Source organism: Cohnella sp. SGD-V74, from assembly GCF_003001675.1.
Classification (GTDB): Bacteria; Bacillota; Bacilli; order Paenibacillales; family Paenibacillaceae; genus Cohnella.
In genome coordinates, this window is sequence record NZ_PVYW01000002.1 from 399,881 (window position 1) to 425,351 (window position 25,471).

Annotated in this window: 13 protein-coding genes; 2 read left to right on the forward strand and 11 right to left on the reverse strand. The window is 57.2% G+C overall.

The window, feature by feature from the left end:
* Positions 1 to 18: 18 nt before the first annotated feature.
* The 4 genes from B0G52_RS04330 to B0G52_RS04345 form a co-directional block, all read right to left on the reverse strand.
* Positions 19 to 1,635, reverse strand: coding sequence for a response regulator transcription factor (locus tag B0G52_RS04330; protein ID WP_094042282.1), 1,617 nt, complete (start codon positions 1,633 to 1,635; stop codon positions 19 to 21).
* Complete coding sequence (locus B0G52_RS04335; protein ID WP_094042283.1) at positions 1,632 to 3,407, reverse strand: cache domain-containing sensor histidine kinase; 1,776 nt, start codon at positions 3,405 to 3,407, stop codon at positions 1,632 to 1,634. Before B0G52_RS04335 ends, B0G52_RS04330 begins: the two co-directional genes overlap by 4 nt.
* 11 nt (positions 3,408 to 3,418) lie before the next feature.
* Positions 3,419 to 4,999 (reverse strand): ABC transporter substrate-binding protein, encoded by a 1,581-nt coding sequence (locus tag B0G52_RS04340; protein WP_158223579.1) that lies wholly within the window; start codon positions 4,997 to 4,999, stop codon positions 3,419 to 3,421.
* A gap of 128 nt (positions 5,000 to 5,127) precedes the next feature.
* Positions 5,128 to 5,928, reverse strand: coding sequence for a helix-turn-helix domain-containing protein (locus B0G52_RS04345; protein ID WP_158223580.1), 801 nt, complete (start codon positions 5,926 to 5,928; stop codon positions 5,128 to 5,130).
* A gap of 97 nt (positions 5,929 to 6,025) precedes the next feature.
* Between B0G52_RS04345 and B0G52_RS04350 the strand changes: the two genes are divergently transcribed.
* On the forward strand, positions 6,026 to 7,948 hold the full coding sequence (locus B0G52_RS04350; RefSeq protein WP_094042286.1) for a glutaminase domain-containing protein: 1,923 nt from the start codon (positions 6,026 to 6,028) through the stop codon (positions 7,946 to 7,948).
* 179 nt (positions 7,949 to 8,127) lie between these two features.
* Here the strand turns inward: B0G52_RS04350 and B0G52_RS04355 are convergent, their stop codons facing one another.
* The 6 genes from B0G52_RS04355 to B0G52_RS04380 form a co-directional block, all read right to left on the reverse strand.
* Positions 8,128 to 9,222, reverse strand: coding sequence for a glycoside hydrolase family 99-like domain-containing protein (locus B0G52_RS04355; protein ID WP_094042287.1), 1,095 nt, complete (start codon positions 9,220 to 9,222; stop codon positions 8,128 to 8,130).
* A gap of 28 nt (positions 9,223 to 9,250) precedes the next feature.
* Entirely contained in the window at positions 9,251 to 10,078 is an 828-nt protein-coding gene (locus tag B0G52_RS04360; protein ID WP_094042288.1) for a carbohydrate ABC transporter permease, read from the reverse strand.
* The gene (locus tag B0G52_RS04365; protein ID WP_094042289.1) at positions 10,078 to 10,956 is read right to left on the reverse strand and encodes a carbohydrate ABC transporter permease; all 879 of its coding nucleotides are present in this window, start codon (positions 10,954 to 10,956) and stop codon (positions 10,078 to 10,080) included. Before B0G52_RS04365 ends, B0G52_RS04360 begins: the two co-directional genes overlap by 1 nt.
* Positions 10,957 to 11,046: 90 nt before the next feature.
* On the reverse strand, positions 11,047 to 12,426 hold the full coding sequence (locus B0G52_RS04370) for an ABC transporter substrate-binding protein (RefSeq protein ID WP_094042290.1): 1,380 nt from the start codon (positions 12,424 to 12,426) through the stop codon (positions 11,047 to 11,049).
* A gap of 302 nt (positions 12,427 to 12,728) precedes the next feature.
* A complete protein-coding gene (locus B0G52_RS04375; protein ID WP_094042291.1) occupies positions 12,729 to 14,282 on the reverse strand; it encodes a response regulator transcription factor in 1,554 nt (517 codons plus the stop codon).
* Position 14,283: 1 nt separating this feature from the next.
* Positions 14,284 to 16,020, reverse strand: coding sequence for a sensor histidine kinase (locus tag B0G52_RS04380; protein WP_094042292.1), 1,737 nt, complete (start codon positions 16,018 to 16,020; stop codon positions 14,284 to 14,286).
* A gap of 285 nt (positions 16,021 to 16,305) precedes the next feature.
* Between B0G52_RS04380 and B0G52_RS04385 the strand changes: the two genes are divergently transcribed.
* Positions 16,306 to 18,828, forward strand: coding sequence for an apiosidase-like domain-containing protein (locus B0G52_RS04385; RefSeq protein WP_158223581.1), 2,523 nt, complete (start codon positions 16,306 to 16,308; stop codon positions 18,826 to 18,828).
* Between the two features lie 135 nt (positions 18,829 to 18,963).
* Here the strand turns inward: B0G52_RS04385 and B0G52_RS04390 are convergent, their stop codons facing one another.
* The gene (locus tag B0G52_RS04390; protein ID WP_094042294.1) at positions 18,964 to 25,314 is read right to left on the reverse strand and encodes an RICIN domain-containing protein; all 6,351 of its coding nucleotides are present in this window, start codon (positions 25,312 to 25,314) and stop codon (positions 18,964 to 18,966) included.
* Positions 25,315 to 25,471 lie beyond the last annotated feature (157 nt).

Genomic DNA, 25,471 nt, shown 5'->3' on the forward strand with positions numbered 1-25,471 from the left:
GAGAGAAGCCACCCCCATTCACAATCCCGCTCTGCGAAAAGACTTCCGGTAATCGTGGGGAGTGACGCCGTGAACTTTGCGGAACAATCTGGCGAAATACGAGAAGTTGCCGTAATGGAGCCGGTCCGCGATTTCGCTGACGCTGTCGTCCGTTGCGGCGAGCAGTTCGGCCGCTTTGCGCATTTTTTCCCGCAGGATGAAATCGGTCAGCACGGTGCCCGTCTCCTTGCGGAACAGCCGGGACAAGTACGCCGGATTGACGAAAGCGACCGAAGCGAGCTGCTCGCGCGTCAAATCCTCCTCAAGATGGTCGGCGATATACGCCTTGACCTTCTGGATGACGGGGCTTTCGGCCTGCAAATGGGAGAACAGCTTGCCCGCGGCCCCGGCGATGCAACCGGCCCATTCCTTGAACCGGGCTACCGACCGGGTCGCCTCGTCCGCTCCCGGACAGTCGGCGATCTCGTACAGCTGCTTGGCCTGGAGCCCTTTGCGGTGCATCGCGTAGTAGATGACCTGAAGCAAAGAATGGTAAGACGAGATCAGCGTATCGACCGTCGCCGTGCCGGCGTCCAGACGCCCCAGCCATTCGTCCAGCCCAAGCGCGAATTCGCGGGTTAAGCCCTGCTCAAGCAGATCCGCCCAATCCAGCATCGGCTCGGTCAGGCTAGGCACGACTCCCGGCTGTGCCGCGTCTTCGGGGGCAGCGCCCCGAATGACGGCATTGGCGACGCCGACGTTGCGGTATTCCCGGTCCAGCAGGCTCAAATAGCCGTTCAGGACATCAGCCAGCGCGGTCGTCTCTCCGACATAACAGGATACCCGGCAGAAGAAATACCGCCTGCAAGCCTCCAAATATTCGCGGCAGCGAGCTTCGAGCTCCTCCACCGAAACCTCCTGCTCCCCCTCGTACAGCACGACGAGAATGTTGCCCCGGTGATCCTCAATCACGTTGCCCGCCACCCCCGGCAGCAGCACCTCCTCCGCGGCCTTGCGCAAGGCGAACTCCATAATCAGCTCGTCCCGCTCGTTCAGCGGTTTGTCCCAGCCTTCGACGCTGATCAGAATGAGCCTGACCACGCTCAACTCGTTCAAATTCATGCCGTAAGCGGATAGAGCCCGCTCGACCGATACGGGAGAAGGAGAAATTCTGCGTTCGAGCACATCCTGCCAGAAGCGCTCGATCAGAAGCGGCTTGCGGCTGTTCCACAGCTCGACGATTTTGCCGTACTGCTCGTCGGCTTCGTTCAGCCTTCTTCGCTCGTTCACCTTCCCGATCGCCGCCAGCAGCGCCTGCTCCAGCTCCGAGTAGACGACCGGCTTCAGCAAGTATTGCAGGCTGCCGAGGCGGACCGCCTCCTTCGCGTACGCGAATTCGGAATGGCACGTCAGCACGATCGTCTCCGGATGCAGCCCCTCGTTCTTGACCCACTCCATCAGCTCGAGCCCGTTCATCTCCGGCATCTCGATATCGCAGACGACGATGTCGATCTCCCGTTCGCGAAGAAGCTGCTGCGCCATCGGCGCATGGTACGCCTCATGCACCTCGTCGACGCCGATCTCGTCCCATCTGACGCCGGAGATCAGCCCCTTGACCGCGTAAATCTCGTCGTCCACGATCAGCACCCGTATCATCTTTTATCCCCCCTTGGAGTCTCCTGGTCCTTGCCCTTGTCCAGTCCGATCGGCAGCCGCAGCGTAACGAGCGCCCCTTGGGGCTCTGCGGACGAGAACGTCATTTTCACCGGCCCCTTAAAATACAGCCTGCATCGGCGAACGACGTTCCACAATCCCAGACTGCGATCCCCCGGCTCGGCTTCGTGCACTCTCTCCTGCAATTGCTCCGCCTGTTCGTCCGACAAGCCTTTGCCGTTGTCCTCGACCTCGATCAGCAGCGTTCGGTCGCTGCCTTCGCCTTCCTGCGACACCTTCACGCGGATGCGGAACGGGCTGCCCGTGCGGATCGAGAAGCCGTGCACCATCGCATTCTCGACAAGAGGCTGGATGATCAGCGGCGGAATCTCCGCGTCCTCCGTCCCGGGAGCCACGTCGAATTCGAACTCCAGCGTCTCGGGGAAGCGGTATTTCTGAATCGAGAGGTAATGGTAGATATGCTCGGTCTCTTCCTTGATCGTAATCGTCGATACCTGCGTACGCGTCGTGTATCTGAAATAGCGGACGAGGTGCAGCGCCATGTTCTGTATGACCTCGTAGTCGCGGATTTGCGCGAGCTGGTAGACGATGTTGAGAGAGTTCATGAAGAAATGGGGATGAATCTGCGCCTGCAAATGCTTAAGCTCCGCCTTCTGCGTCCGGATCTGCTCCTCGTAAATGTCGATCTTGAGGTGCTCGATCTGCTGGGCCATCCCGTTAAACGTCTCCTTAAGCGCAAGGAATTCCTGAAGCTTGTAATCTTCCATCCGCACGCTGAGGTCCCCTGAGCGGATTTTGCGCATGCCCTTGATGAACTGATGGATCGGCTTGACGATCGAATTTTGCAGGAACAGCAAGTACAGGCCGAGCATGGCGGCGGCGAGCATCGGGATCAGATAGGTCAGATTGCGGAAAAAGGGCAGCCCCTCCAGCAGAGACCGTTCCGGAAGCATGAGCAGCAGATCCATGGCGGCCATCCTCGAGCTTTTCGCCACGAACAAATACGGCTTATCCAGCTTGACGATATTGTAGGCGGCTTTCCCGTCGTCCAGATAGGCCGACAGGTCCGTCGATCCGAGCGCTTCCCGGACGGCGGCTCCCGTTGCGGACAGGGGTACGCCTTCCCGCGACACGAGCAGCGCTTCGCCCTTGCCATCCTGGCCGAGCCTTCTCATCGGCTCCATCAGCCGGTTCAGGTCGACCCATGCGCCGATGTAGGAATCGTAGTGCGTATCGACGATGCGGGCCAGCGCGTACTCTCCGTTCTGCTCCACGAGGCTCCAGCGTCTGCCGCTTCCGTCTGCCGAGCTTGTCAAGATTTCGCGCAGTTTCTCCTGGATGAGCTGCTTCCTCTCGTAAGTCACGGATTGCTGCTGGGCGACGAGCAGCTCGTCATGCTTCGCCCCGTAGGCGAACAGGATGTCCGCGGCATCGTAGTAATTAATATTGAGGTTCAAATCGTTCGCCGTCTGGGTCGTCGCCAAATAATATTCCCAGCTCTCTTTGCCGTACTGGCTCAGCGAGATCAAGCTCTGATCCTGCTCGGCGGTCTTGTACAGGTAGTTCTCAATTTCTCCGAGCACCTGATCCATGTCGTTCATATACATCGTCAGCATGTTCCGGTTCGACTGCGCCACCTGGGAGTGCACGACCTTGGTCGCGTACAGGTTGTTCCACAGCAGCGCGATGACGAGGGGAACGGTGACAAGAGCGAAGCCGAGAATCAGTCTGGAGCGCATCGTCGCGGGTCTCATGTTCGTCCTCCTCAGCCGTTCGTCTGCCGTCCGGCGGCCAGCCAGCGGTCGAGCTGCCGCTGCTTTTCCGCCACGACCTTGTCCGCTCCGGCGATCTTCAGCCTCTCCAGATACATCGGAATGATTTTCTCGGGGTCCTGCGCCCCGGTGTTGAGAGCGGGCATGAACTCCTTGTCCACGAGAGAGCAGGCCGCGATCTCGGCTTTGACCCGTTCGGGGTTAAAAACGAAGCCGAGCGCCCTCGATTGGTCCGCGGACTCGTTGAACCTGCGGTACTCCTCCCACAAGCGCGGATTCTCGTTCTGCCACAAGTAGGAGTTGAGCTGGTTGCCGAACATCCACGGCTGGTTCAGGTTGTAGCCTACCGTTTTGGAATCGACCCCTTGCGGGTACTGGATGACGTTGTCGGCCAGCTTGACGTAGTGCACGCCTTCGATGCCCCAATCGAGCAGATTGAGCAAATAAGGGTCGGTGTAGAGCAGGTTCAGCAGCATCATCGCTTTCTCCGGATGCTTGGCGCCCCGGGTAATCGCGAACATGGCGCTCGTCGTATCGGCCGTCGTCGTATACGGCCTGGTCAGCTCCACGCTGACCATCGGATATCCCGTATCGCGCGAGGCGTGCAGCTCGAAGCCGGGCTTCAGCGATTCCGCGTAGGAGAACGCTTTGCCCGCCTTGACGGCGTCGAACTCGTTATCCTTGGACGTCGTCGCATCCGCATTGAAATATCCGGCGCGGTTCCATTCGTACATCAGCTTCGCATATTCCATGAACTCGTCCGTCTCGGCCAGATTCACGACTTTGCCTGCGGCGCTGTCCCGATGAAGCACGCCCGGCCCTTCTCCGAGCATGTCGAACATGCCGTACTGCATCAGGAACGTCAGCGGACTCCGATCGGCCCGGGCTTGGAGCGGCGCCATGCCGGGCTCGCTCTCCTTGACGGCTGCGAACACCGGGCCCAAATCCGCCAGCTCGCGGACCGCCGACAAGTCGATCTTCAGCTTGTCGACGATGTCCTTGCGCAGCACGAGCCCTTTGCTGGAGGCGAACTCCTTGTTCGTGACGATGCCGTAGATGCTTCCCTCGACTTTGCCCGCCTCCAGAATCGACGGGTCGAGAATATCCTTGATCCCTTTGCCGTACTGCTCCAGCAGGTCGTCGAGCGGGATGAACTTGCCCTTGGCGATCTCGTCCGCGAACCTCATCCAGCCCGCGGTGAACATCAGGTCGATCTGCTCTCCCGATGCGAACATCAGCCCGGTCTTATCCCACCACGAGCCCATATCTATCGTCTGGATATCCAGCGTCGCATTGATTTTCTTCATTAAATAGTCGCTCATGGCCCGTTCGACGAGTTCCAAGTCCTTAGGCACGTTGCCTGCGGGGAACACCATGACGAGCTTATCGGTATCGGCCGAGGCTCCCGCCGTTTTCTTGCCGTCGGCGCTGCCGGACGACTCCGGCGTGCGCTGGTCCGGCACTTGCCGATCCGGCCCTCCGCTCCGCTCATACGCCCATATTCCGATAAACAGTGCCGCCGTCAGCAGGGCGACAACAGATGCAAACGCTTTCCATTTGATGGGTCGGTTCATGTGCAGCATCCTCCGGGAGCGACGTTTGATTTCTCATCTTACACCAGACCAAGGGGCGGCGGCTACACCGTTTGTGACCTGGAATGCCAATTTTGTGACCTGATTCGAGCCCTTGTGAAGACGCGAGCTTAAAGCCTCATTTTGCGGAAATGATTGGGCGCCGATCCCAGCTTCTTTTTGAACAGATTGGAAAAGTAGAATTCGTCCCCGAAGGAAAGATGAGCCGCGACTTCCCGTACGGTCATGCCCGTGCTCCTCAGCAGCTTTTGCGCGAAATCCAACTTTAATTGCAGATGATAGTGATAGGGCGTAACGCCGTATTCCCGCTTGAACAGACGGATCGTTTGCGATTCGGACTTCCCGATGACCGCCGCAAGCTCGGACAAAGAAACGTTCTCCGATACCCGATGGTCCAGGTACGTTTTCAGCCGCATCGCATCCGACAGAACGGCCGGCGCATACAGATGCTCGTTCAGCTTGACCAGCAGTTCATGCACGGCCAGCGTACAGTTCAGCACGGCATTGTCATCGTTGGCCTGCGCGTTATGAACAATTCGCTGCAGATAATTCATCGCATAGAAATCCGGGATATGGTAGCAGCCCTTCAGCCCGTATCTGCCGATCAGATCCGTCAACAGCTCTCCCCTGACGTTGACCCAGATTTTAATCCACGGATCGTCCTTGTCCGAGAAATACAGGTGATCTTGCCCTTGATGCAGGAAATACGTGTCCCCGGCCTTCGGGTAAAATTCCTGAGAATCGATTCTGACCGTGCCTCGCCCCCGAATAATATACTCGATGCTGCTCACCGCCGAACGGGGCCGATCGATCCGGTAGCTTCCGTCGCAAAAAGATTTTCCGGCCATCTCGAACTGCAAGCCGAACGGTCCGGCAGCGTTTTCCCTGAAAGAATAGATTTCTTCTCTCATGCGCATTTTCCTCATCCGATCATCGTTTTTATCTATCCCTTGCCCCTATGAACGTCAGTATACTATATGTGAATCGAACAGAACAGGAGATGATCGAATGAGCTTCAGACCCTCGGCAGTTCCTCTGATTACCGTAGATCCGTATTTCAGCATTTGGTCCTTCGCCGATCGTTTGTACGACGATCACACGCGTCATTGGACAGGCCAGCGCAACGGCATGGTCGGATTGATCAAGATCGACGGCGCCGTATATCGATTCATGGGAAAAGTGGAAGCCTTCGGCGAACGCTATTACGCCGAACCGCAGGTCATTCCGCAGATCAAGGCGGAAGTGAAGCCGCTGAGCACGATCTACACCTTTGCCAACGAGCAGGTCGAATTGACCTTAACTTTTCTAACGCCTCTTCTTCCGGATCGGCTTCCTATTCTGTCTCGTCCCGCCTCCTATATCAGCTACGACATCGCCGTCAAAGACGGGCAGCAGCACGAGATTGAAGTGTATTTCGATATTGCGGGAGAATGCAGCGTCAATACGATGGATCAGAAGGTCGTCTTCCGCCGCGGCGCCGATTCCGTGTACTGCGGCAATGCGGAGCAGAAGCCGCTTAACGCCAGCGGAGACAATATCCGCATCGACTGGGGTTATCTGCATGTAGCGCATCCCGGAGCGTTCGTGACCGACTATGACGGACGTTATCGCTTCCTGACCGGCGGGGAAGCTGCGCGGGTGGACGACGATGGCGACACCCCCAAGCCTGCCAGCGAATATCGCTGCATCGCGCTGATCAGCGACAAGCTGTCCGATACGATCTGCCTTGCCTACGACGACATCAAGTCGATCGAATATTTCGGGGAACAGGTGGATGCCTACTATAAAAAAGAATACGGAACCTTCGACAACATGCTGAAGCAAGCCGTATCCGACTATGGGCAAGTGAGCGCTTGGGCAGCGGAGTTCGAGGAGAAGCTGAATGGCGAGACCGCGAAAGTGAACCGGTATTACGCGGACATCGCGGCTCTGGCCTACCGGCAGACGATCGCCGCCCATAAGCTGGTGCTGCACGAAGGGGAAGCTCTGTTCCTGTCCAAGGAATGCTTTAGCAACGGCTGCATCGCCACGCTGGACGTCACCTATCCTTCGATCCCGCTGTTCCTGAAATACAATCCGGAGCTGGTCAAGGGCATGCTGCGCCCGATTCTGAAATATGCGCGAACCGACGCTTGGAAGTTCGATTTTGCTCCTCACGACTGCGGTCAATATCCGCTGTGCAACGGCCAGGTGTACGGCGAGAACAAACTCGAATATCAAATGCCGGTAGAAGAATGCGGCAATATGCTGCTGTCGGTGGCGGCGCTGTCGCGCTATGAAGGCTCGAACGAATTCGCGCTGCAAGAGAAGCCGCTGCTGGACAAATGGGCGGATTACTTGCTGGTGAACGGCTATGACCCGGGAAACCAGCTGTGCACGGACGATTTTGCCGGACATCTGGCCCACAACTGCAACTTGAGCATGAAGGCCATCGTGGCGCTGGGGGCGTACGGCAAGCTTGTGAACGAGGAGAAATACATCTCGGCCGCGAAGGCGATGGCGGACAAGTGGAGCGCGGAGGCTCGGAAGGAAGAAGGCTCTTTGCTGGCCTTCGATCAGCCGGATTCCTGGAGCCTCAAGTACAACATCGTGTGGGACAAACTGCTTGAGGTCGGTCTGTTTGACCAAGAGGTATACGAAAGCGAAATCCGGCTGTATTCCGCCAAAATGAACCGTTACGGCGTGCCGCTGGACTCGCGCTCGGACTACACCAAGCTCGATTGGCTGGCGTGGACGACGGTGTTTACGGACAACGGCGAGTATAGCGAACGCTTGTACAAAGCCATCTGGGATTTCATCAGCGAAACGGCCGAACGGGTGCCGATCACCGACTGGTATTACAGCTCTACCCCGCACCAGGTGAAGTATTCGCGCTACAGCGGATTTCAGAACCGGACCGTTCTGGGCGGGATTTATATTAATTTGCTGTAGATGACGTCCCGTTCGGGATTGGCCGCTTGCGAGCGACGTCCATGTCGGTTTTCCGCTGTATTTTGTTCTTCGTTCATGTGGACGGGGAGGAATACGTGACCCACGTATTTCCTCCCTCCAAATTGCCGCCGGAGACGCCGGTTGCAAGGACTTATGAGACAGCTCTTCTCGCTTCTCTATCAATCTTCCGTCTTGCCGAATACATCGCGTATCGCTTCCAAATAAGCCATTCCGTGCTTCGTGTCCGGTTCCAGATAACCGCCTTCCGTCCATTCGTTCCAAGCGTACACCGTAATCATCGGCGGTTCGAGGCCTATGCGATCCACGTACGCCTTGGAACGACGAAGCGCCTCTTCGAACTTGCCCGGAGCATTGTCGGACAGAACCGGCGTATACGGATATTCCCCGAGCTCGTAAGGAGCATCGGCGTCGCATCGCGGAGACGGGTCCCATCCCATCGTCACGTTAGGATAGTAGGGCACTGCATATTCTTCGCGGAGATCGTCCCATTTCGCCATCGCCACTTCCATATACTCGCCGAAGTCCGTATGAGGGAACGACTCCGGATCCGTATGGTGAATCCAGACGTAGGAAGTGACGCTGTCCGCTTGGAACAGACGGATAATGGCGTTCGGGTCATCGCCGATGATCGCCTCATGCTTCGCTTGCAAGCCCCATTCCATCAAATTCAGATGCAGCCCTGGGTAACCGGCCTCCACCGTCTTGCGGCGAAAATCGGCCAGCGCGTCGGCAGTCGCTTCGATGCCGCCCAGCCCGGCGACGAGCGTATGCGTCTCGTAAATCGAGAAGTACGGCTTGCCGTCGATCTTCAGGAAATTCGACTCTCCGAAATATCGTTCGATCAAGTAATCGGTCATCGCGTCGAAGCGTTCCCTGTTAAGCTCGTTGTGATTCGCCCACATGATGCCGAAGCGGAGTCGGTCGCGGTTGTTCGCTTGCAGGAACCCTTCTTCCAGCGCCCGGTGCAGGAAGGGGCCTTCAGCGCCTTGCAGATCCCAGTACCAGTCGTACAGGAACGACGTAATGCCGTGATCGGCGGCCGCGTCGATCTGCTTCTCGCTGACGCGCGGATCGGATTCGTCAAGCTCTCCCCAGAGCGGGGTCTTCGGTTGCTCGTGGCCGGGGAATCGCGGCTTGGCCGTTCTCAGCGAAGGCCACTCGGTCCAGCCTTTGCCCTTCTGCTTCTCATTGGTCGGGTCGGAGTGCCATTGCGGAAAATAGTAAACGGCGACTTCATAGGGTTTGCGGCTCATATCTGAATTCCTCCCGGGGTACTTGTCATTATCCTTTCACAGATCCCATTACTAACCCTTTGAGCATATATTTCTGCGTGAACAGGAACAGTACGACCAGCGGCAGCACGGAGAGTACGCTAAGCGCGAATACCGGCCCCAGATTGATCGACTGCTTGTTGGCCATAAATTGTACGATCTGCGGCATAAGCGTCATCTTCGACGGATCGTTCAGGAAAATAAGCGGCGTAACGAAATCGTTCCATGCTGCATAGATGTTCGTAATGACGAACGTGCCTGTTGCCGGCATAAGCAGCGGGAAGATAATCATCCAGAATAGACGCAGTCGTCCGCAGCCGTCGATCGCAGCCGATTCCTCAAGCTCGCGCGGAATCGATTTCGTAAACGCCGAATAGAGGAACGTCGCCATCGGAATGCCCGCTGCAGCCGCCATGAACACGAGCAATGTGCGGGTATTGATCAGCTCAAGCGCGATAGCGAGCTTGAACATCGGAATCAACGATCCGACGGTCGGAATAATCAGACCGGACAGAATGAACAGGAAGACGTAGCGGAAAAACCGCTGATTCATCCGCGCCAACACGAATCCCGACATAGAGGCGACGAGAATGGTCAGCACAAGCCCCCCTAACGTGACATACAGCGTATTGCCGAGCCCCCTGAAGAAAGCGACATCCTGAAAGGCAGCTTTGTAATACTCCAGGTACAGCTGATTCGGCAGCTTGAACGGATCATAGAAGATCGCCGGCTGTTTAATGCTCATCATCAGCAAATAACATACGGGAAGCAGGAAGAGCAGCGCGAGCAGCAGCATTAACGCCTCTATAAGCAGCGGAGGCTTGCGGAGTTGTCCCATTACAGCTCTACCTCCCTCTTGCTTGTGATTCTGAGCTGGACGATCGCAACGATAATGATGAAGAAGGCGAGCACGATGCTTGCAGCCGTTGCATAACCGTATTGCGTATTCTGGAAGGCCGCGTTGTAGACCGCCAGGAACAGTGTATAGGAAGATGTTCCCGGTCCGCCGTTAGTCAAAATATACGGCAGCTCGAACAGGCGCAACCCGCCCACGACAATCAGGAAAAGCACGACCGACACCGTCGTCATCAGCATCGGCAGCGTAATTGTCCGGAACAAAGTAAACCCTTTAGCCCCTTCAATCTCGGCCGCTTCATAGATGTCATTCGGAATGGACTGCAGACCGGCCAAATAAATAATGGCGCAATATCCGATGCCTTGCCATTGCGTAAGCAGAATGATCGTCGGGAACGAGGTTTGAACGGTGCCCAACCAGTCCTGAATAATCGACTCCAGACCTAACCGAATGAGAATACCGTTAAATAACCCTTCGTAATTGAGCAGTTGCCCCCAAATAATCGAAGTGACGACAAGACTGATCACAATCGGCAAGTACAGGCTGGTTCGCAGAAACGCCTTCGTGCGAAATGGCTTATTCAGCATAACGGCCAGAAACAGAGCGAGCGTATTTTGGACGATCACCCCGAAGGCGACCATCTTCATCGTGTTGAAGAAGCCATCCTTCATTCTTTGGTCTTTAAGCAAGTTAACATAATTGTCGAAGCCAATGAATCTTGGCGGCTTCAGCGCATTCCATTCGGTGAACGAATAGTAGATGCTTTGCAGAAAAGGAAGATAGAAAAACATTCCGAATATAAGCAGCGCGGGCAATAGGAACAAAACCCCCGACAAGTATAATCTTCTGTTTTGATTCATTGGATGTCACCCGCTTTCCGGTACTGGGCAGAGAAGGCCCAACCGCGAACGGCCGGCGGCTGGACCCTCTCATGTGCTTGAATGTCGCGTTTATTCCGGTAAAGTTACTGTCGCTTTGTCTCTCTCGAGGCTGTCGATCATCGGCTTCAAGTCGGCCGGAGTAAACTTCACGCCGGATACGACCTTCGTCGTGACATCGATTAACGCGTTAGCTCCACTTGTCGGAAGATAGCTCTCTAAGCGTACAGGCAGGGATTTCTTACTCACCGCTTCCTGGACTTCGGAGACGACCGGATCGTCATACGTGACGCTGACGTCCGACAACATGGTCAACGCTCCGCCGCCTACGAGATACGGACCGTACAGCTCGGGCGAGGCGACCACGTTAACCAAGTCCTTCGCCTCCTGCATCAATTCCGTCTGAGCGTTAACGCCCAGCGCCTCATTGCTGCCAATGATCATCGCTGTATTTCCCTTGTCGTCCATTAACGGGAAGAACCCGATATCGAAGCTTTCGAAGCCGCCGTTGGCGATGTTTTCCTTGTTCGCGCCAGGCATCCACGGTCCCTGAATGATCATCGCCGCTTCGCCTTTGGCGAACAGTTGAGCGGATTGCGGCCAGTCGATGCTGAGCGCGTTTTTGTTGAAGTAATCGTTCTCCTTCATCTTCTGGAAGTTAAGGAATACTTCCTGAATGAGCGGATCGTCCAACTTCTTCTCGCCGTTGTAGATTTTCAATCCGAAATCCGGATCTTCGCTGAACAAATACGGCTGCAGCCAATTAGTGGCGAACATTTGTGCCGTCCAGGCATCTTTGAACCCAAGCGCGATCGGCGTAATTCCCGCTTGTTTGATCGCCTCGGCGACATCCATGAACTCCTGTGTCGTCTTCGGAGGTTGAAGGCCGAGATCTGCGAAAATCTTCTTGTTATACCATACGCCCCCGCCGATGCTCCCCCCCATCGGCAAGGCGTACGTTTTGCCTTGGAAATGGGTTTGCAGGTCTGTCTGACCCGCTTCATTCAGTCTGGCTACCCAAGGCTCGTTGGACAAGTCTTCCAAGTATCCATCAACCACATATTCTTGGTTCTGATAGAAGATAACGTCAGGCGCCGATCTGGAGGCGAGCTGCGCTTTAAGCTTATCGAAATAAGGAAGACCCAACGTGATGTCCCACTGAATTTTGGCGTTCGGATACAGTTCCTTGTACTTATCCTCAATCCCTTGCTTAAAGGCTACTTGATACGAACGATCGTCGATGAACCATGCACCTACGCGAATCGTGAACGCTTTGTCGCTGCCCGCTTTCGGCGCTTCCTCGGAAGCGGATTCAGAAGGACTGGCCGCCGGAGCTTCGCTGGCGCTCGGACTCGGAGAGGCGTTGTTATTCTTGTTTCCGCCGCACGCGGACAGAACGAGACCGAAGCACAGAATCAGCATTAATCCCATCCAGGCTTTGCTTGACTTCATATGGTGTAATCCCCCTTTTAGTGGTTGTTCAAAAAGTCCAATTTTGATCACGGAGCAGATCAGGAAGCGGATTCGACATCGAATCTTGAATTCAGCCGGATCTTCCGGTACTCATGTAGCTTCCACTACACTCCGTTCCTCATCACCGGTCTTCATCCAACCTTCTCGGTGCTGAAAATCGGACTTTTTGAACTCGCTCTTAAGATATCTTCCCTCTTAAGATAACGCTTCCAGAGCGATTTTCGGATGGTTGGGTTTTGCCTTTTCTTTGCTCCGTTTGACCGATTCGACAGGTTCCGTAATTAAGGCTTCGGTCGCTGCTCGGCTTGAGCGCGAAAGGCATTGGGGGTAAAGCCGGTCATCTTCTTGAACAAAATATTGAAATGGGAGGAGTCCTTGAAACCGACCGAGTAGGCGACCTCGTACGCCTTCAAATCCCCGCGCATAAGCTTTGATTTGGCTTCCTCGATTCGATGCTCCCACAGCAAGTCGCTGAAGTTTTTGCCCGTCTCCCGCTTGATCAACCGGCTAAGGTACGAATAATTGACGTTCAGCTTCTTGGCTGTCGTCTGGAGATTAATATCCTCCATGTAGCTCTGCTCGATCACTCTCTTCGTCTCCAGCACCAGCGACTTGGACGACTGGCCCAGCGTACTCGACATGCGCGCGGCATAGTCGAGAAGCTGCCGTTCCGTCAGCGTCATCAGATCGGTCAGAATAACGCAGCTCAGCAACCGTTCCCGAATGTCCACTCTCGCCTCGCTGGAGATGAGGATTTCCGACTCCAGCAGCACCTGTTCGGCCTTGTCCAATAAACTAAGACAGACATGCTGCATCTCCTTCTTGCCCGCTCCCGTGGACAACAACTGACGATAGCTGTCTCGCAGCAGCGCCTTAATGCCTTCCGTATCGACTCGGCGAATCAGATCTCCCAGCCTCAATACAGAGAATTCCGTATCCTTCTTACGTTCGGCGAGCATCGACTCGAGCGCATCGAAGGAGATGACCGACTTGCGGCCGAGCAGCATCCGGTACTCCATTCCTTGGGCCGCCTGTTCGATCGCCGATTGCAGATCGAGCGGCGTGGCCAACTCCCGACTCAACGCAGCGGATAATGTGAACGCTTCGTGATCCGTCTGCTCAATGATCTTCCGGGCGAGAGTCATCGCCTGATCGTGCAGCTCGCCAGGCACCGCCCCGCTGCGCGCGAAGAGCAGCAAATATACCCCGGAAGCCGTAGTGGCCGCCCAGGCCTTCAGTCCGCTCTCTTCAACAGAGGCCCCAATTTCCCGCTTCAAAATCAGCTTGGAGAACGGCGTTCTCTCCGGCGCGGTACTTACGATATGATCCACCTCGACATAGAGCAGCAAGCAGGTCTCCCCTGCCAACGCCTGCTCGGAAAGCCATTCTCTCTTCTCATCGTCGCTCAATGAATCGCTCGTCAACAGGTCGAAAGCTTCCTCCTGTTCCAGCCATGATCGTGTTTCCTTCCGATGAGCAATCAGAGCCTCGACGCTCTGGACCAGATCGGCTCCCCGGAACGGCTTCGTCAGGAAATCCGCTACCCCGAGCTTGATCCCCTTCTTGGCGTATTCAAATTCGTTATAGGCCGTAAGAAAAATAATCGGAAGATCGGACCTGGTTTCCCTGATCTTCTCCGCCAATTCGATCCCATCCATCTCCGGCATGCGAATGTCGGTAATGAGCAACTCGGGGCGTATCTCCTCAAACAATTCGAGAGCCTTCACCCCGTTGGCCGCAGAGCCTGCGATGACGCACCCCAAAGCCTCCCACTCCGTCATGCTGCAAATGTAATCGCGAATTTCCTTCTCATCGTCCACTACCAGAATTCTCATGTCAGTTCTCCTTTTCGACGAGTTGGATCGGCATCGTTAACCGGACGGTCGTGCTGCCGTTTCCGCGCTGCAGCGTTACGCCGTAATTTCCTCCGTAATGGTGGCGAAGCCGGGAGTTCACATTGTCCAGACCGGAACCCAGACCTCGCGGCTTGTTGGTCCTTCTCGAGAACGAAGCTTGCTCTTCCTCGCCCAAGGAGCTGTTCTCGATCTCGATCAGCATCTGGAAATCCCGCTCTTCCGCACGAATGCGAATGATACCTCCGTCTTCCAATCGATCTATGCCATGAATGACGGCGTTCTCGATCAACGGCTGCAGGATCAGCTTCGGCACGGCCGCATTGCGGAGCATCCCGGGCAGCGTCACTTCGTAACGAAGACGTTCCCCGTATCTGTAGCGGTGAATATCCAGGTAGGTTTCGGCGAAGCCAAGCTCCGTCTCGAGCGATACGAACATGCTGCCGGGATGGATCGAGAAGCGGAAGATAGCGGACAACTTGTGCAAAATGTCCGGAACGAGCCGTGCCCGCTCCGCCGATTGCGACATAATGCTCGCATATTCCAGCGTGTTGTACAGGAAATGCGGATTAATGTGCATGCGAATCGCCTTAAGCTCCGCTTCCTGCTTGAGCAGCTCGTTCTTGTAATTGGTGTCGATCAGTTCCTTCGTTCGACGAATCATCTGATTATAGCCGTGACAGAGAATGGCCACTTCATCACTGGACGTGATCTCCTCGATCGGAAAATATTGTTCTTGCTCCACCTTGCGCATCAGCCGCGTCAGCCTTTGAATCGGAATAGTGACTTTGCGAAGAAATACGTAAGTAACGATAAATACGATAGCCCACGCCAGCAGCGTGATCAAAGAAGCGAATTCGATCTGGTTGCGAACGACGCTGCCGGTAGTGGAATGGAAAAGATCGATGTAGACGAAATCGGAGGCTCTCGACTTCTGCTTGAGCACGATCAGATCGTTGTTTCGGTTGTCCAGCACTTTGCCGATCTGGCTTCTGTCGACCGAGGAGACGACCAGGTTGTTGGAGTTCGTGATCAGGAACCTCTCCTCCTCGTACTCCTCGTACAGCGACGTCACCTTGTCCGGGTTCAGGGTCACGATCAGCATCCCGAGGAGGTTGCTGGTCGTCCCCTCTTCCGAGGTTTCGAAAATGTTCATCACGCAAGCCAATCGATCGTTATCCGTGAAGAAAGCCCATTCCGGAACATGGCGGAATTCGAAAGGAAGCAATGGATACGCTTTCAAGTGGATCAACCCGACTTCCTTTTCTGTTCCGTACAGCTTGTCCGACAAAGTCAGGACGTAATAGTTGTCGAAGTAATCTCCGAATCTCTGCTGCATCTCCGTCAGTTCGATCGACAGCCAGTTGACAACCGTGTTTTCCAATTGTGCCTGTTCCTCTTCTTGGGCGATCCCGACATCGGGATTGGCGTCCGCTTTAAGCAGCTCTTGCAGAGGGTTGAACGCTTGCATCTCCAGCATCCGCTTCTTGATCTGCTGCAGCTTGTCGTCAATGGCGTTACCTTTCTCCGCCAAATTCTGCTGCATCTCTTCGGTAGCTTTTCTTTCGATCAATTTGCCCGTTCTTGCGAAGAACGTCGTACTGACGACGATCAGCGGTACGAGCGTCAGCAACGAATACACGATCAGCATCTTGTACAGCATCCGGGAACGAATGACCTGCAGCAGTCTTCCCGGCAAGGAGAGCAGATAAGATTTCATGATGCCCGTTCCCTTCGCAATAGTTCGAATATTCTTTAATTATACTATGATCAATCGTTTTGAATAGGAGGTTCGATTCCAGTTGACCTGATTCGACGAATGAAGCATAGTGAAGCAAATGAAAAGTCAAACACAGCCATTTCTTTATGTGCAAGCGCTTTCTTAAACTGATAGAGAGAGGAGGTCGGAGCAGCACCTCGATAAACTTGCCGAACGGACTCCCGGCATTCCGTGCGCCCGCGCGCCCGTGCGGCCCCATCCCATTCACGAAAGGACGTGTTTGATTTGACTTTGGCTGCTGGATTCAATATCTCTCGCAAGGCGTTCTCCCTTCTGTTGGCTCTCTCCGTCGCTTTGGCCGCGTTGACCTTGCCCGGAACGGCCTATGCCGCCGACTACACGGTGCAGCGCTGGCAGACGGTCGAAATCCCGCTCACCAGCACCGTCGCTTACTCCGACCCCTTCCTGGACGTCGACGTTACCGCAACGTTCTCCGGTCCCGGCGGCGCCACCATTACGCGCCCGGCCTTCTGGGACGGCGGCTCCGTCTGGAAAATTCGCTTCGCGCCCACCGTTACCGGCAACTGGAGCATGACCACTTCCGCCTCGGACCCGACGAACGCCGGACTTCACAACATCACGAAGACGATCCAGGCCGATGCCTATTCCGGAAGCTTGGCGATCTATCAGAAAGGATTCCTCAAGCCAAGTCCGAACGGCCGCTATTTGACTTACAACGACGGCACTCCTTTCTTCTATCTCGGCGATACGCACTGGATCTTGCCGCACGAGAGGTTCAACACCTCCAACGCCCCGGGCGTCGCTTCGCAATTCAAATACATTGTGGACAAGCGTGTCGCGCAAGGCTTCACAGTCTATCAGTCGGAACCGATCTGGCAGCCGCACGGCGGCGGCGCACACTCCGATCCGGACGAGGAAGACGTGGCCAATCTGAGCGACGGCTTCTCTGCCGCGGACCTGCCCGGCTTCGCCAATCTGGATCGCAAATTCAAGTACATCGCCGACCAGGGGCTCGTTCACGCTAACGCTCAAGTAACTTGGGCGCTCGATCCGGCCAGCTATCCGGGCGTGTACACGGAAGCTTACATGGAGCGAATCGCCCAATATTGGGTGGCCCGGTACGGCTCTTATCCGGTGATCTGGACGATCGCCCAAGAGATCGACCGCAATATGTACGGCGCTTACGACGGGACGACGCTCGGCAAATGGTTCGCAGTCGGCCAGAGCCTCTCCGACAACGACGCTTACGAGCAGCCCATTATGCCCCATATGGAAAATACGAGCACGGCGGTAGCCTCGAATTCCACCTGGGCCAGCCAGCCGTATCATGACGGATGGGCGGTTCAATGGCAAGGCGATATGACCGGTATGGGTACGGCCAAAGACTTCTGGAACTATTCGCCAACCAAACCGTCCGTCCTCTACGAGCCCGCTTACGACGGTTTCTGGACCGATCATCGCGGAGCGCTGGGAGCCGCCTACAAATCGTTCCAGTACGGCATATACGGCTATGGCTACGGAGCGTCGGGCACCTGGAACGACGTCTATTCCAAGCCGGGAGACCCCGACGACTTCGGCACCGGATACGAGCTGCCCGCGCGTTATACGTGGTGGTACGATGGGGCCAACTTCGTCACCGGCGATCAACTAACCTACTTCAAAGACTTCTACACTTCCCTGGAGTGGTGGAAGCTGATTCCCCGCTTCGATGATTCGGCTTGGGGCTCGTTCAGCGATACGTCCCGCTCCCTGCTTTCCTCGGACGGCAATGACACTTATGTTGTCTTCTTCTTCAACGGCAGCACGGCGACGGGTGCTCTGAGACAGATGGACAACGACTATTATTACGAAGCCAAGTGGTATAATCCCCGCACGGGGGCCTACACGGCAATAGGCAGCACCGTACAGGCCATCTCCGGGCAATGGGCGATTCCGGCGAAGCCGGACACGAACGACTGGGTGCTTCTCGTCGAGAAAACGGCGAATCCGGTAGCTTCCCTGCCTAATCTGGCCTTGGGCAAATCGTACTCGAGCTCCTCCTCCTGGGATGGCAGCCAGACCGCGGACAAAGCGTTCGACGGCTCTTATTCGACGAACTGGCAAGCCTGCGCCTGGTGCTGGAGCGGAGAGACGCTGGAAGTCGACTTCGGCGCAGCGACGACGTTCAACAAAGTGGTGCTGACCGAATACGACAACCGCACGACCGGGTACAGAATTGAATACTGGAACGGCTCCGTTTGGTCGACCGCCTATACGGGAACGTCGATCGGTGCTTCCCATGTTCCCAAGACGATCTCTTTCCCCGCGGTGACCGGCAGCAAGGCGCGCATTTATTTCACTTCCGGAACGGCTCATGCGCCGATCATTTACGAGTTCGAAATCTATTACGACACCTCTAATCTGGCGCTAGGCAAGACATACTCCAGTTCTTCTTCATGGGATGGAAGCCAGACGGCGGACAAGGCATTCGACGGTTCCCTCGGCACGAACTGGCAAGCTTGCAGCGGCTGCTGGAGCGGCGAGACGCTAGAGGTCGACTTCGGCGAGGAGATTGCGTTCAGCCGGGCGGTTCTCACCGAATACGACAATCGGACGACCGGGTTCCGCATCGAATACTGGAACGGCTCGACGTGGGCGACCGCCTACAACGGAACGACGATCGGCGCCTCTTACGTTCCTCTGACGGTCAACTTCTCGGCGGTAACGGCCAGTAAGGCTCGAATCTATTTTACGTCCGGCACAAGCTTCGCTCCGATCATCTACGAATTCGAGCTGTATAATCCGTGAAGCGGTTAGCCGCTTCGCGATAGAGAAACCGAGTACGATGCAGTTGAAGGCATGTACCTCCCTACGCCGCTATGCGGTCTCCGGGAGATACATGCCTTCTCTCTTGCACGATGTTGGGGTGAGGCAGAGGCGGTATTAATTCATGAAATCGACGGCCTGCAGCAACCGTCTCAGAGCGACTATCGCTTCCGCTCGGGTAGCTGAGTCTCCGGGAGCGAATGTATTCGAAGATCTCCCTTGCATGATTCCTTCGCGAACAAGCTCGTCTGCGGCAGAGCGCGCCCAGTTCGGGATCGGCTCGCGATCCCCGTCGAAGCTCTTGACGCTCCCCGAATCGGATGACGATACGCCCGGCGCTGCCGTCTTGGCCAGCCTCATCGCCTGGGCAAGCATGACCGCCATCTCCGCGCGAGTCACTTCCTTGTCCGGCGCGAAGCTTCCGTTAGTATGGCCGTTAACGATGCCGTAGCTCGCCGCCGCATTCACGTAAGACGCGTACCATGCAGACGGAGCGACATCCGCGAAGCGATTGCCGGCGCCGGAATCGGGCTGCAGGCCAAGCGCCCGGACGATCAGGGTCGCCATCTCCGCCCGGCTGACATTGCGGTTCGGCGCGAACTTATTGGCGGCCGTACCGTTGACGAGCCGCTTGTTCGCCATCCGCTCAATGTCCGTACGGGCCCAATGCCGGGCAATATCCTCGAACGTCTCGTCCGTTATGGCTACCGCATAGATGCTGTTCGTCGCGCTCTTCACCGTCGCAAGCGTGCGACCGTCAGCCGCGGAGAACATGGCCGGAACGGTGCGGAACACTCCATTAACCGGATCGAAGACGACGACGGAATAATGATCGATGTCGGACGCGCCTTCTACTGTGAACGTTCTCGTCAAGAAACGTTGACCGAACCGATGAATCGGGATCGATTGTCCGCCCGCTTCGAGCGTCATATCGAAGATAACCAGCATTCCCGCGATGCGGAAGCCGCTTGTCTCCGCCTTGATCTTCAAATCGGCCTCCTCCTGATCGGAGGTATACGAGAGCTTGATCTTCAGCTTGGCATCCGCCTCTTTGGCCAACGGATATCCGGCTGCCCCCAGCACGTCGAGAATGTCCGTCGGCAGCGAGTAGCTTAAGTCTCCGAACTTCAAGACGATGACGGCGTTCGGCAGCGATGCCGCGGCCGCTCGCAGCGCTTCGGAGGTGAATTCTGCTTCTCCTCCCGACTCGCCGGCAAGATCGATCACGATCTCCTGTCTGCCCTCGGCCACCGCCTGTTTCAACGGCGCATCTTGATTGGCTGCGGTTTGATCCGCAGTGCCGCCTGCACCGGAGGCGGAGCCGCTGCCGCCAGAGCCGCCGGAACCGTTGCCTCCCGGTTGCTTCGTTAACGTCCTCAGCTCGAATTCCGCTCCCATCGCGTTAAAGACGGAACCTAGCTTCGGATTGCGAATGAGGACGTTGTCCAGCTCCACGGAGCCGGTAACGCTGCTGTTGACATGTATGCCCCAAGTGCCGGCTCCGTCGATCACGTAGTTCTGAATGCGGACACGGCGCGGCGAATCGGCGATCGGATGCGGGCCGTTGATGTACAGCCCCTGGTAAGTGCTGTCTGCCGCGACATTGTCCCGGATGAGGATGTCCGCGTCGATCGGCTTGTCGCCGGTGAAAATCCAGATCGCGCCGAAGTCCTGACCCCAGTTGGGTTCGCGCCCTCCGGTACGAATGAGCGTATTCCGCTCTACGATCGTCGTTCCGTCGAACGCGACCGGATTAAACCGGGTGGAGATGGCGATTCCCGCGCCGAACCCGACCGTATCGGAGATCACGTTGTCCTGCACCTTGTTATCCCGTCCGCCGAAAATGGCGACATTATCGGCAAGCCAAGGAAGTTGAATCGTGTTGAAGCGAATCGTGTTGTTGCTCGTGCGGTAATCGTCGTCCGGCGCTTCGGGAGGCGCGTCGTCCGGTCTCTGCGACCACAGCGCGATGCTGTCGTCTCCCGAGTTGCGAATGTGCGTCTGCTCGATCATCGTGCTGCGGGTTCCGGACGTCAGGTTGATGCCGTCCGCATACGTATTGCGAATACGTACGCCGCCGATATACAAGCCGTCGGTCGCCACGCCTTCGTCGCTGCGCATCGACCAGATGCCGGCTTTGGCATGCTCGATCCATACGTTCTGAATGACCGAGCCGGCGCCGAACGTGCCGTCGAATCCGGCTTCCCGCTCCTCGTCGCGCCGGGACGTCACGTCCACGTCCAGCAGCAAGTCGTACACGCGAATGTTGCTGCCTTCGGCCATAAAGCCTGCGCCCTGCAGCGTCGTATGCCACATGCCCGCGCCGCGGATCGTGACATTGTCGACGTACAGCGGGCCTTGTCGCAGTTGGAACGTCCCTGCGGGAATCCACAAACCCTTGTCCTGCGCCTTCGCCGCGGCAATCGCGTCACGGAAAGCATTCCAGTCGTCGCCCGCATCGTCCGCGACCGCGCCGAAATCCATTACGCTCAAGTATCCGTCCGGCTTCGCATACGCCTCAGGCGCTTGCTCCAGCTCCACCAGGTCGACGATCACATACTCCGCCTGATCATCTGCATCCTTCTGCAAACGAACTGTCGCTCCCTCGGGAATCGGGTCGGTCAGCATCCGTGATTCGTCGTAAAACCGGTGAGCGTCTCCGTCCGCCGGGTCGTTCGTCCACGGATACGCGCCGTACACCCAGCTATGCTCGCTCGACAGCGCGAGCTTGCCGCGCTTGACGCCGTTCACGTACAGCGTCAGCGTCTCCTCGATTCCGCCCCCCTCCTGAGCGTCGGGGATGATGTAACGAACAACGAGAGAGTTGGCATCTTTAACTGCCGTAAACTCCACGTACTGACCCTCCGCATCCAGACGAACAGCCTGCCTTCCGGATGCTTCCGAGGCGAACGTCTTGTACGTGCGGTCCGGCTCCAGCAAAGCGCCGTTCGTTCGGCCATGCTCCGCCTCGTACGTCGTGAAGGGCAGCGTAGCGCCGCGATAATCCGGTTTGCTCGTTCCCCGCACCGCAATCGCATCGATGTCCACGCCCGAAGACGCCGGGGCCGCTTCATCGGATTGCAAAGTCACCGTATTCATACCGGCACGAAGAGACAGTGTGACGACAGTCTCGGACCAACTTCCACCCAAAGCCGGGAGGGCCAACCCGCCGTTTTGCTCCAGTCCGTTAACGGATAATCCAAGCGTCTTCCCGCTTCCGGAGCTGTTGCGATAGCGAACAACGGTCTCGTAATCTCCGGCTTCACCCGCATACACCGAAAACAGCAATGCTGCATTTTCGCTGCCGAATCCCGTTGCATAGCTGCCTCCTGACACAACGCCGCCGGTCATGAACGCCTGCTCCGCTTCATACCGCGCGTCTCCCGCCACCAACTCCAGCCGCCAATGCGCCTCGACTGCGGACGGATTCGCTGCCTGCGACACCGCTTCTCCAACTGGGGAGCGCACCAGGTATTCGCCAGAAGCAGCCGCAGCGTTGCGAAGCACCCGATACCCCGCATAGTCGTCGATCTTCCATTGGGATGCCAGCCCGGCTCCGTCGAAGACGGCCGCGGCCTTCCCGTCGCCGCCGATGGCGAGCATCCGGCCGCTCGCTGGATTGACGAGTCGCTTGTGTCCGTTATAGTCGTACGGCAGCCAGCGGGAGGCCGCTTCGTTCGTCTCGGAAGGCGTCTCCAGCGCGACGGCTCCTCCCCGCGCAACCAGTACCTTGCCGGAAACCGCGTCTACGATCCTGACTTCGTTCGTCTCCGCGAGCTCCGGCGTTACCCCGTTCGCGGGGCCGTTGTCCCAAGGAACGTTAATCGCTTCGGCCGGAGCTTCCTCGAACAGCCACTGAACGCCTCGGCTCTCCACCGACCTTAACTCGAATTGCGCGTAGCCCTGAGCATCTTCCGTATGCATGTAGCCGTCTTCGTATCCGCTGGCTTCGCTGCGAAGGAGATAAACTCCGGATTCCGGCCCCCTCTCGATCGCCCAGCGAGCTTTCCCGCCCGGCGGCACGCTCTCCGTCTCCAGATAGCTCCGTCCGCCCGCGATGGAAATCGCGTTGCCGGTCGCCCGATTTTCGATCCGCACCGCTCCGTCCGCCTCGATCAGCTTCCAATGCGATGCGGCGTTATTTTCCGCCGGAGTTCCATACAGTACAGCCCGATTGCCATTCTCGAACAAATACTGGCCGGAAGCCCTGTTTTTGATCCGAATATAACCGTCAGGAAGCTCAACAGGCGCAGCAGGCGCCGGCTCGACGATCCATTGCGCGCTGCCCCAATCCTGCGGAATGTCGCTCGCCTGCGCATACCCCGTGCCGTCCTCGACGTGAATGACCGCCGTCCCGCTCCACTGGTTGCTGAACGTTTTGACGGAAGAGCCGGGGTCGCCGACCTCGTAGACGGCCCACTGCACGCTGCCCCACGTCGGATCAAGCTCCAAGCTCTCCAGCGGAGTCAGATGCCATTCCGGAACGCTTCGGGCGATCCGTTCGTTGGAAATGAAGCGCCCCGTCGCGCGATTGACGATGCGAACACCCTCCGAGCCTTGCTGAAACGACCAATGTGAGCTTGCATCGGAAGCGTCCGGCTGTCCGTATGCGACCTTGCCATCGCTGTCCTCGTACAAGTACGTTCCGCGGTAGCTGTTTTTCAGCCGGACATACTCCGAAGCCGTCTCCGTCACCGGATGGAACTCCCATTTCGGGCTGCCCCAATCTTTGGGCACGACGCCGTACTGCGCATGCTTGAGCTTGTTCTCGACGTTGACGTAGCTGCCGGAAGCCTCTCCCGCACGGCTGATCAACTTGTAGCCCTGGTACGTCTCGATCGTCCAGTCCCCGGCCGTCGAGCCCGGCGCCGGCTCAACCGCTTTGAGCGCATCCCGCGCGCCGCTCACGCCTTCCAAGCTGACGTAATGGCCGGTCGCCCGGTTTTTGATCCGCTGCACGCCGCCCGCTTCCTCGATCTGCCAATGCGCCCGCTGATCCGCGGCGTCAGCGTTGCCGTATTTCACGGTCCCGTTGTCCTCGTACAAATAAAGCTGCAGCCAGTTGTTCTTGATCCGGATATACGGATTAACCGGCCCCGTCGGCGGAGCCGGGTCCTCCAGCTTCCACTGCGCGCTGCCCCAGGTCGCTTGCGCCCAGTTGTTGCCCTGTGCGTAGCCGTCCTGGTTTTGCACGTTGATGAAGCTGCCCGCATTCGCCAGACTGCGCAGCGTGACGAAGCCGTCAACCTCGCCGCCTCCGTCGTTTCTCGCCTGCTCCATGAGCCAGACCGAATCCGGGCCGGCCCCGGCGTTAACCGCCAGCGGCGTTGCGCCTGCATGATCGATCGTCGTCGCATATCCGCCGGAGCCGACATTCCGTAAGCGCTTACCGTCAACGCCGTCTTCGACGATCCACTGAGAGCTTGCATCGTCATAATTCGGCTCGCCGTATTTGACCTGTCCGTTATCCTCGTACAGATAAGCGCCCGTCCATTGGCTGCGGAGGCGCTTCGGGGCTGAATCGGACGCCGCCTCCAGCTTCCAGACGGCGCTGCCCCACGACTTCTGCGCCCAATTGTTCACGCGAACGATGCCGTCCGGCCCGCCGCCCGTTCCTTGGATGTTGACGATCCAGCCCGCATCCCGCGAGCTGACGATGTTGACCGATCCGTTGCCGGCATCCTCCAGCGTCCACAGATCGGACGTCCAGCCGCTTCCGATGTCGGAGATGCCGATCGGATGCGTAATCGTCTCCGCCGTCACATCCTGCGAATGCAAGTAGTGTCCGGTCGCCCGATTGCGCAGCCGTTTGTAGCCGTCTTTGTCCTCGAGGAACCAGTGAGAAGTGGTGTCGTTAAGGGACGGGCGACCGTATTTGACCTCGCCGTCCTGCTCGTACAAATACGAGCCGTCCCACGGATTCGCGATTCTGACCGGCGCCGTTGCCTCCGCGGGTTCGAACGACCAGACGGCGCTGCCCCACGATTTTTGCGCCCAGTTGTTCGCCTGCACGAAGCCGTCCTGGATTTGAAAATTGACGATCCAGGCCGAGTTGCGCGAGCTCACGATATTGTAGCCGCCCGGATTGTCCGGAGCGGCGGCAATTTCCCACGTGTCCGACGTCCAGCCCGCCGGAATGTCCGAGCTTTCCAGCGCGTTCGTGATGTTCGGCTCGGTGACGCTCTGCGAATGCAGGTAATGCCCGGTCGCCCGGTTACGCAGCCGCTTGTAGCCGTCCTTGTCCTCGATCTTCCATTGAGAGGCCGGATCGTTCACCTGCGTGAAGCCGTATTTGACTTTTCCGTCCGACGCCTCGTACAGGTAATAGCCTTGCCACGTATTTTTGATTCTGACGTACTCCGCGGCCTCCGACGCGCCCCCGGAACCGCCTTCCGCGCGGGCGGAAAGCGGCGGGATCGCCAGAAGCAGCGCCAGAACCGCGATCATCAACCTTTGCAGCCCTTTCATGCTTCCATCCTCCTTGTATCGTATCTATTGAGCCTATATCGGTTGAACCCACGCAAGCGAAGCCCATTGCATTCCGAAAGGGATGGCTTTGCCGGCTTCAGACAGGTTGTTTTGAGTTGCTTGGATCGATAAGACCTTCATAGATTAGCAACTCAAA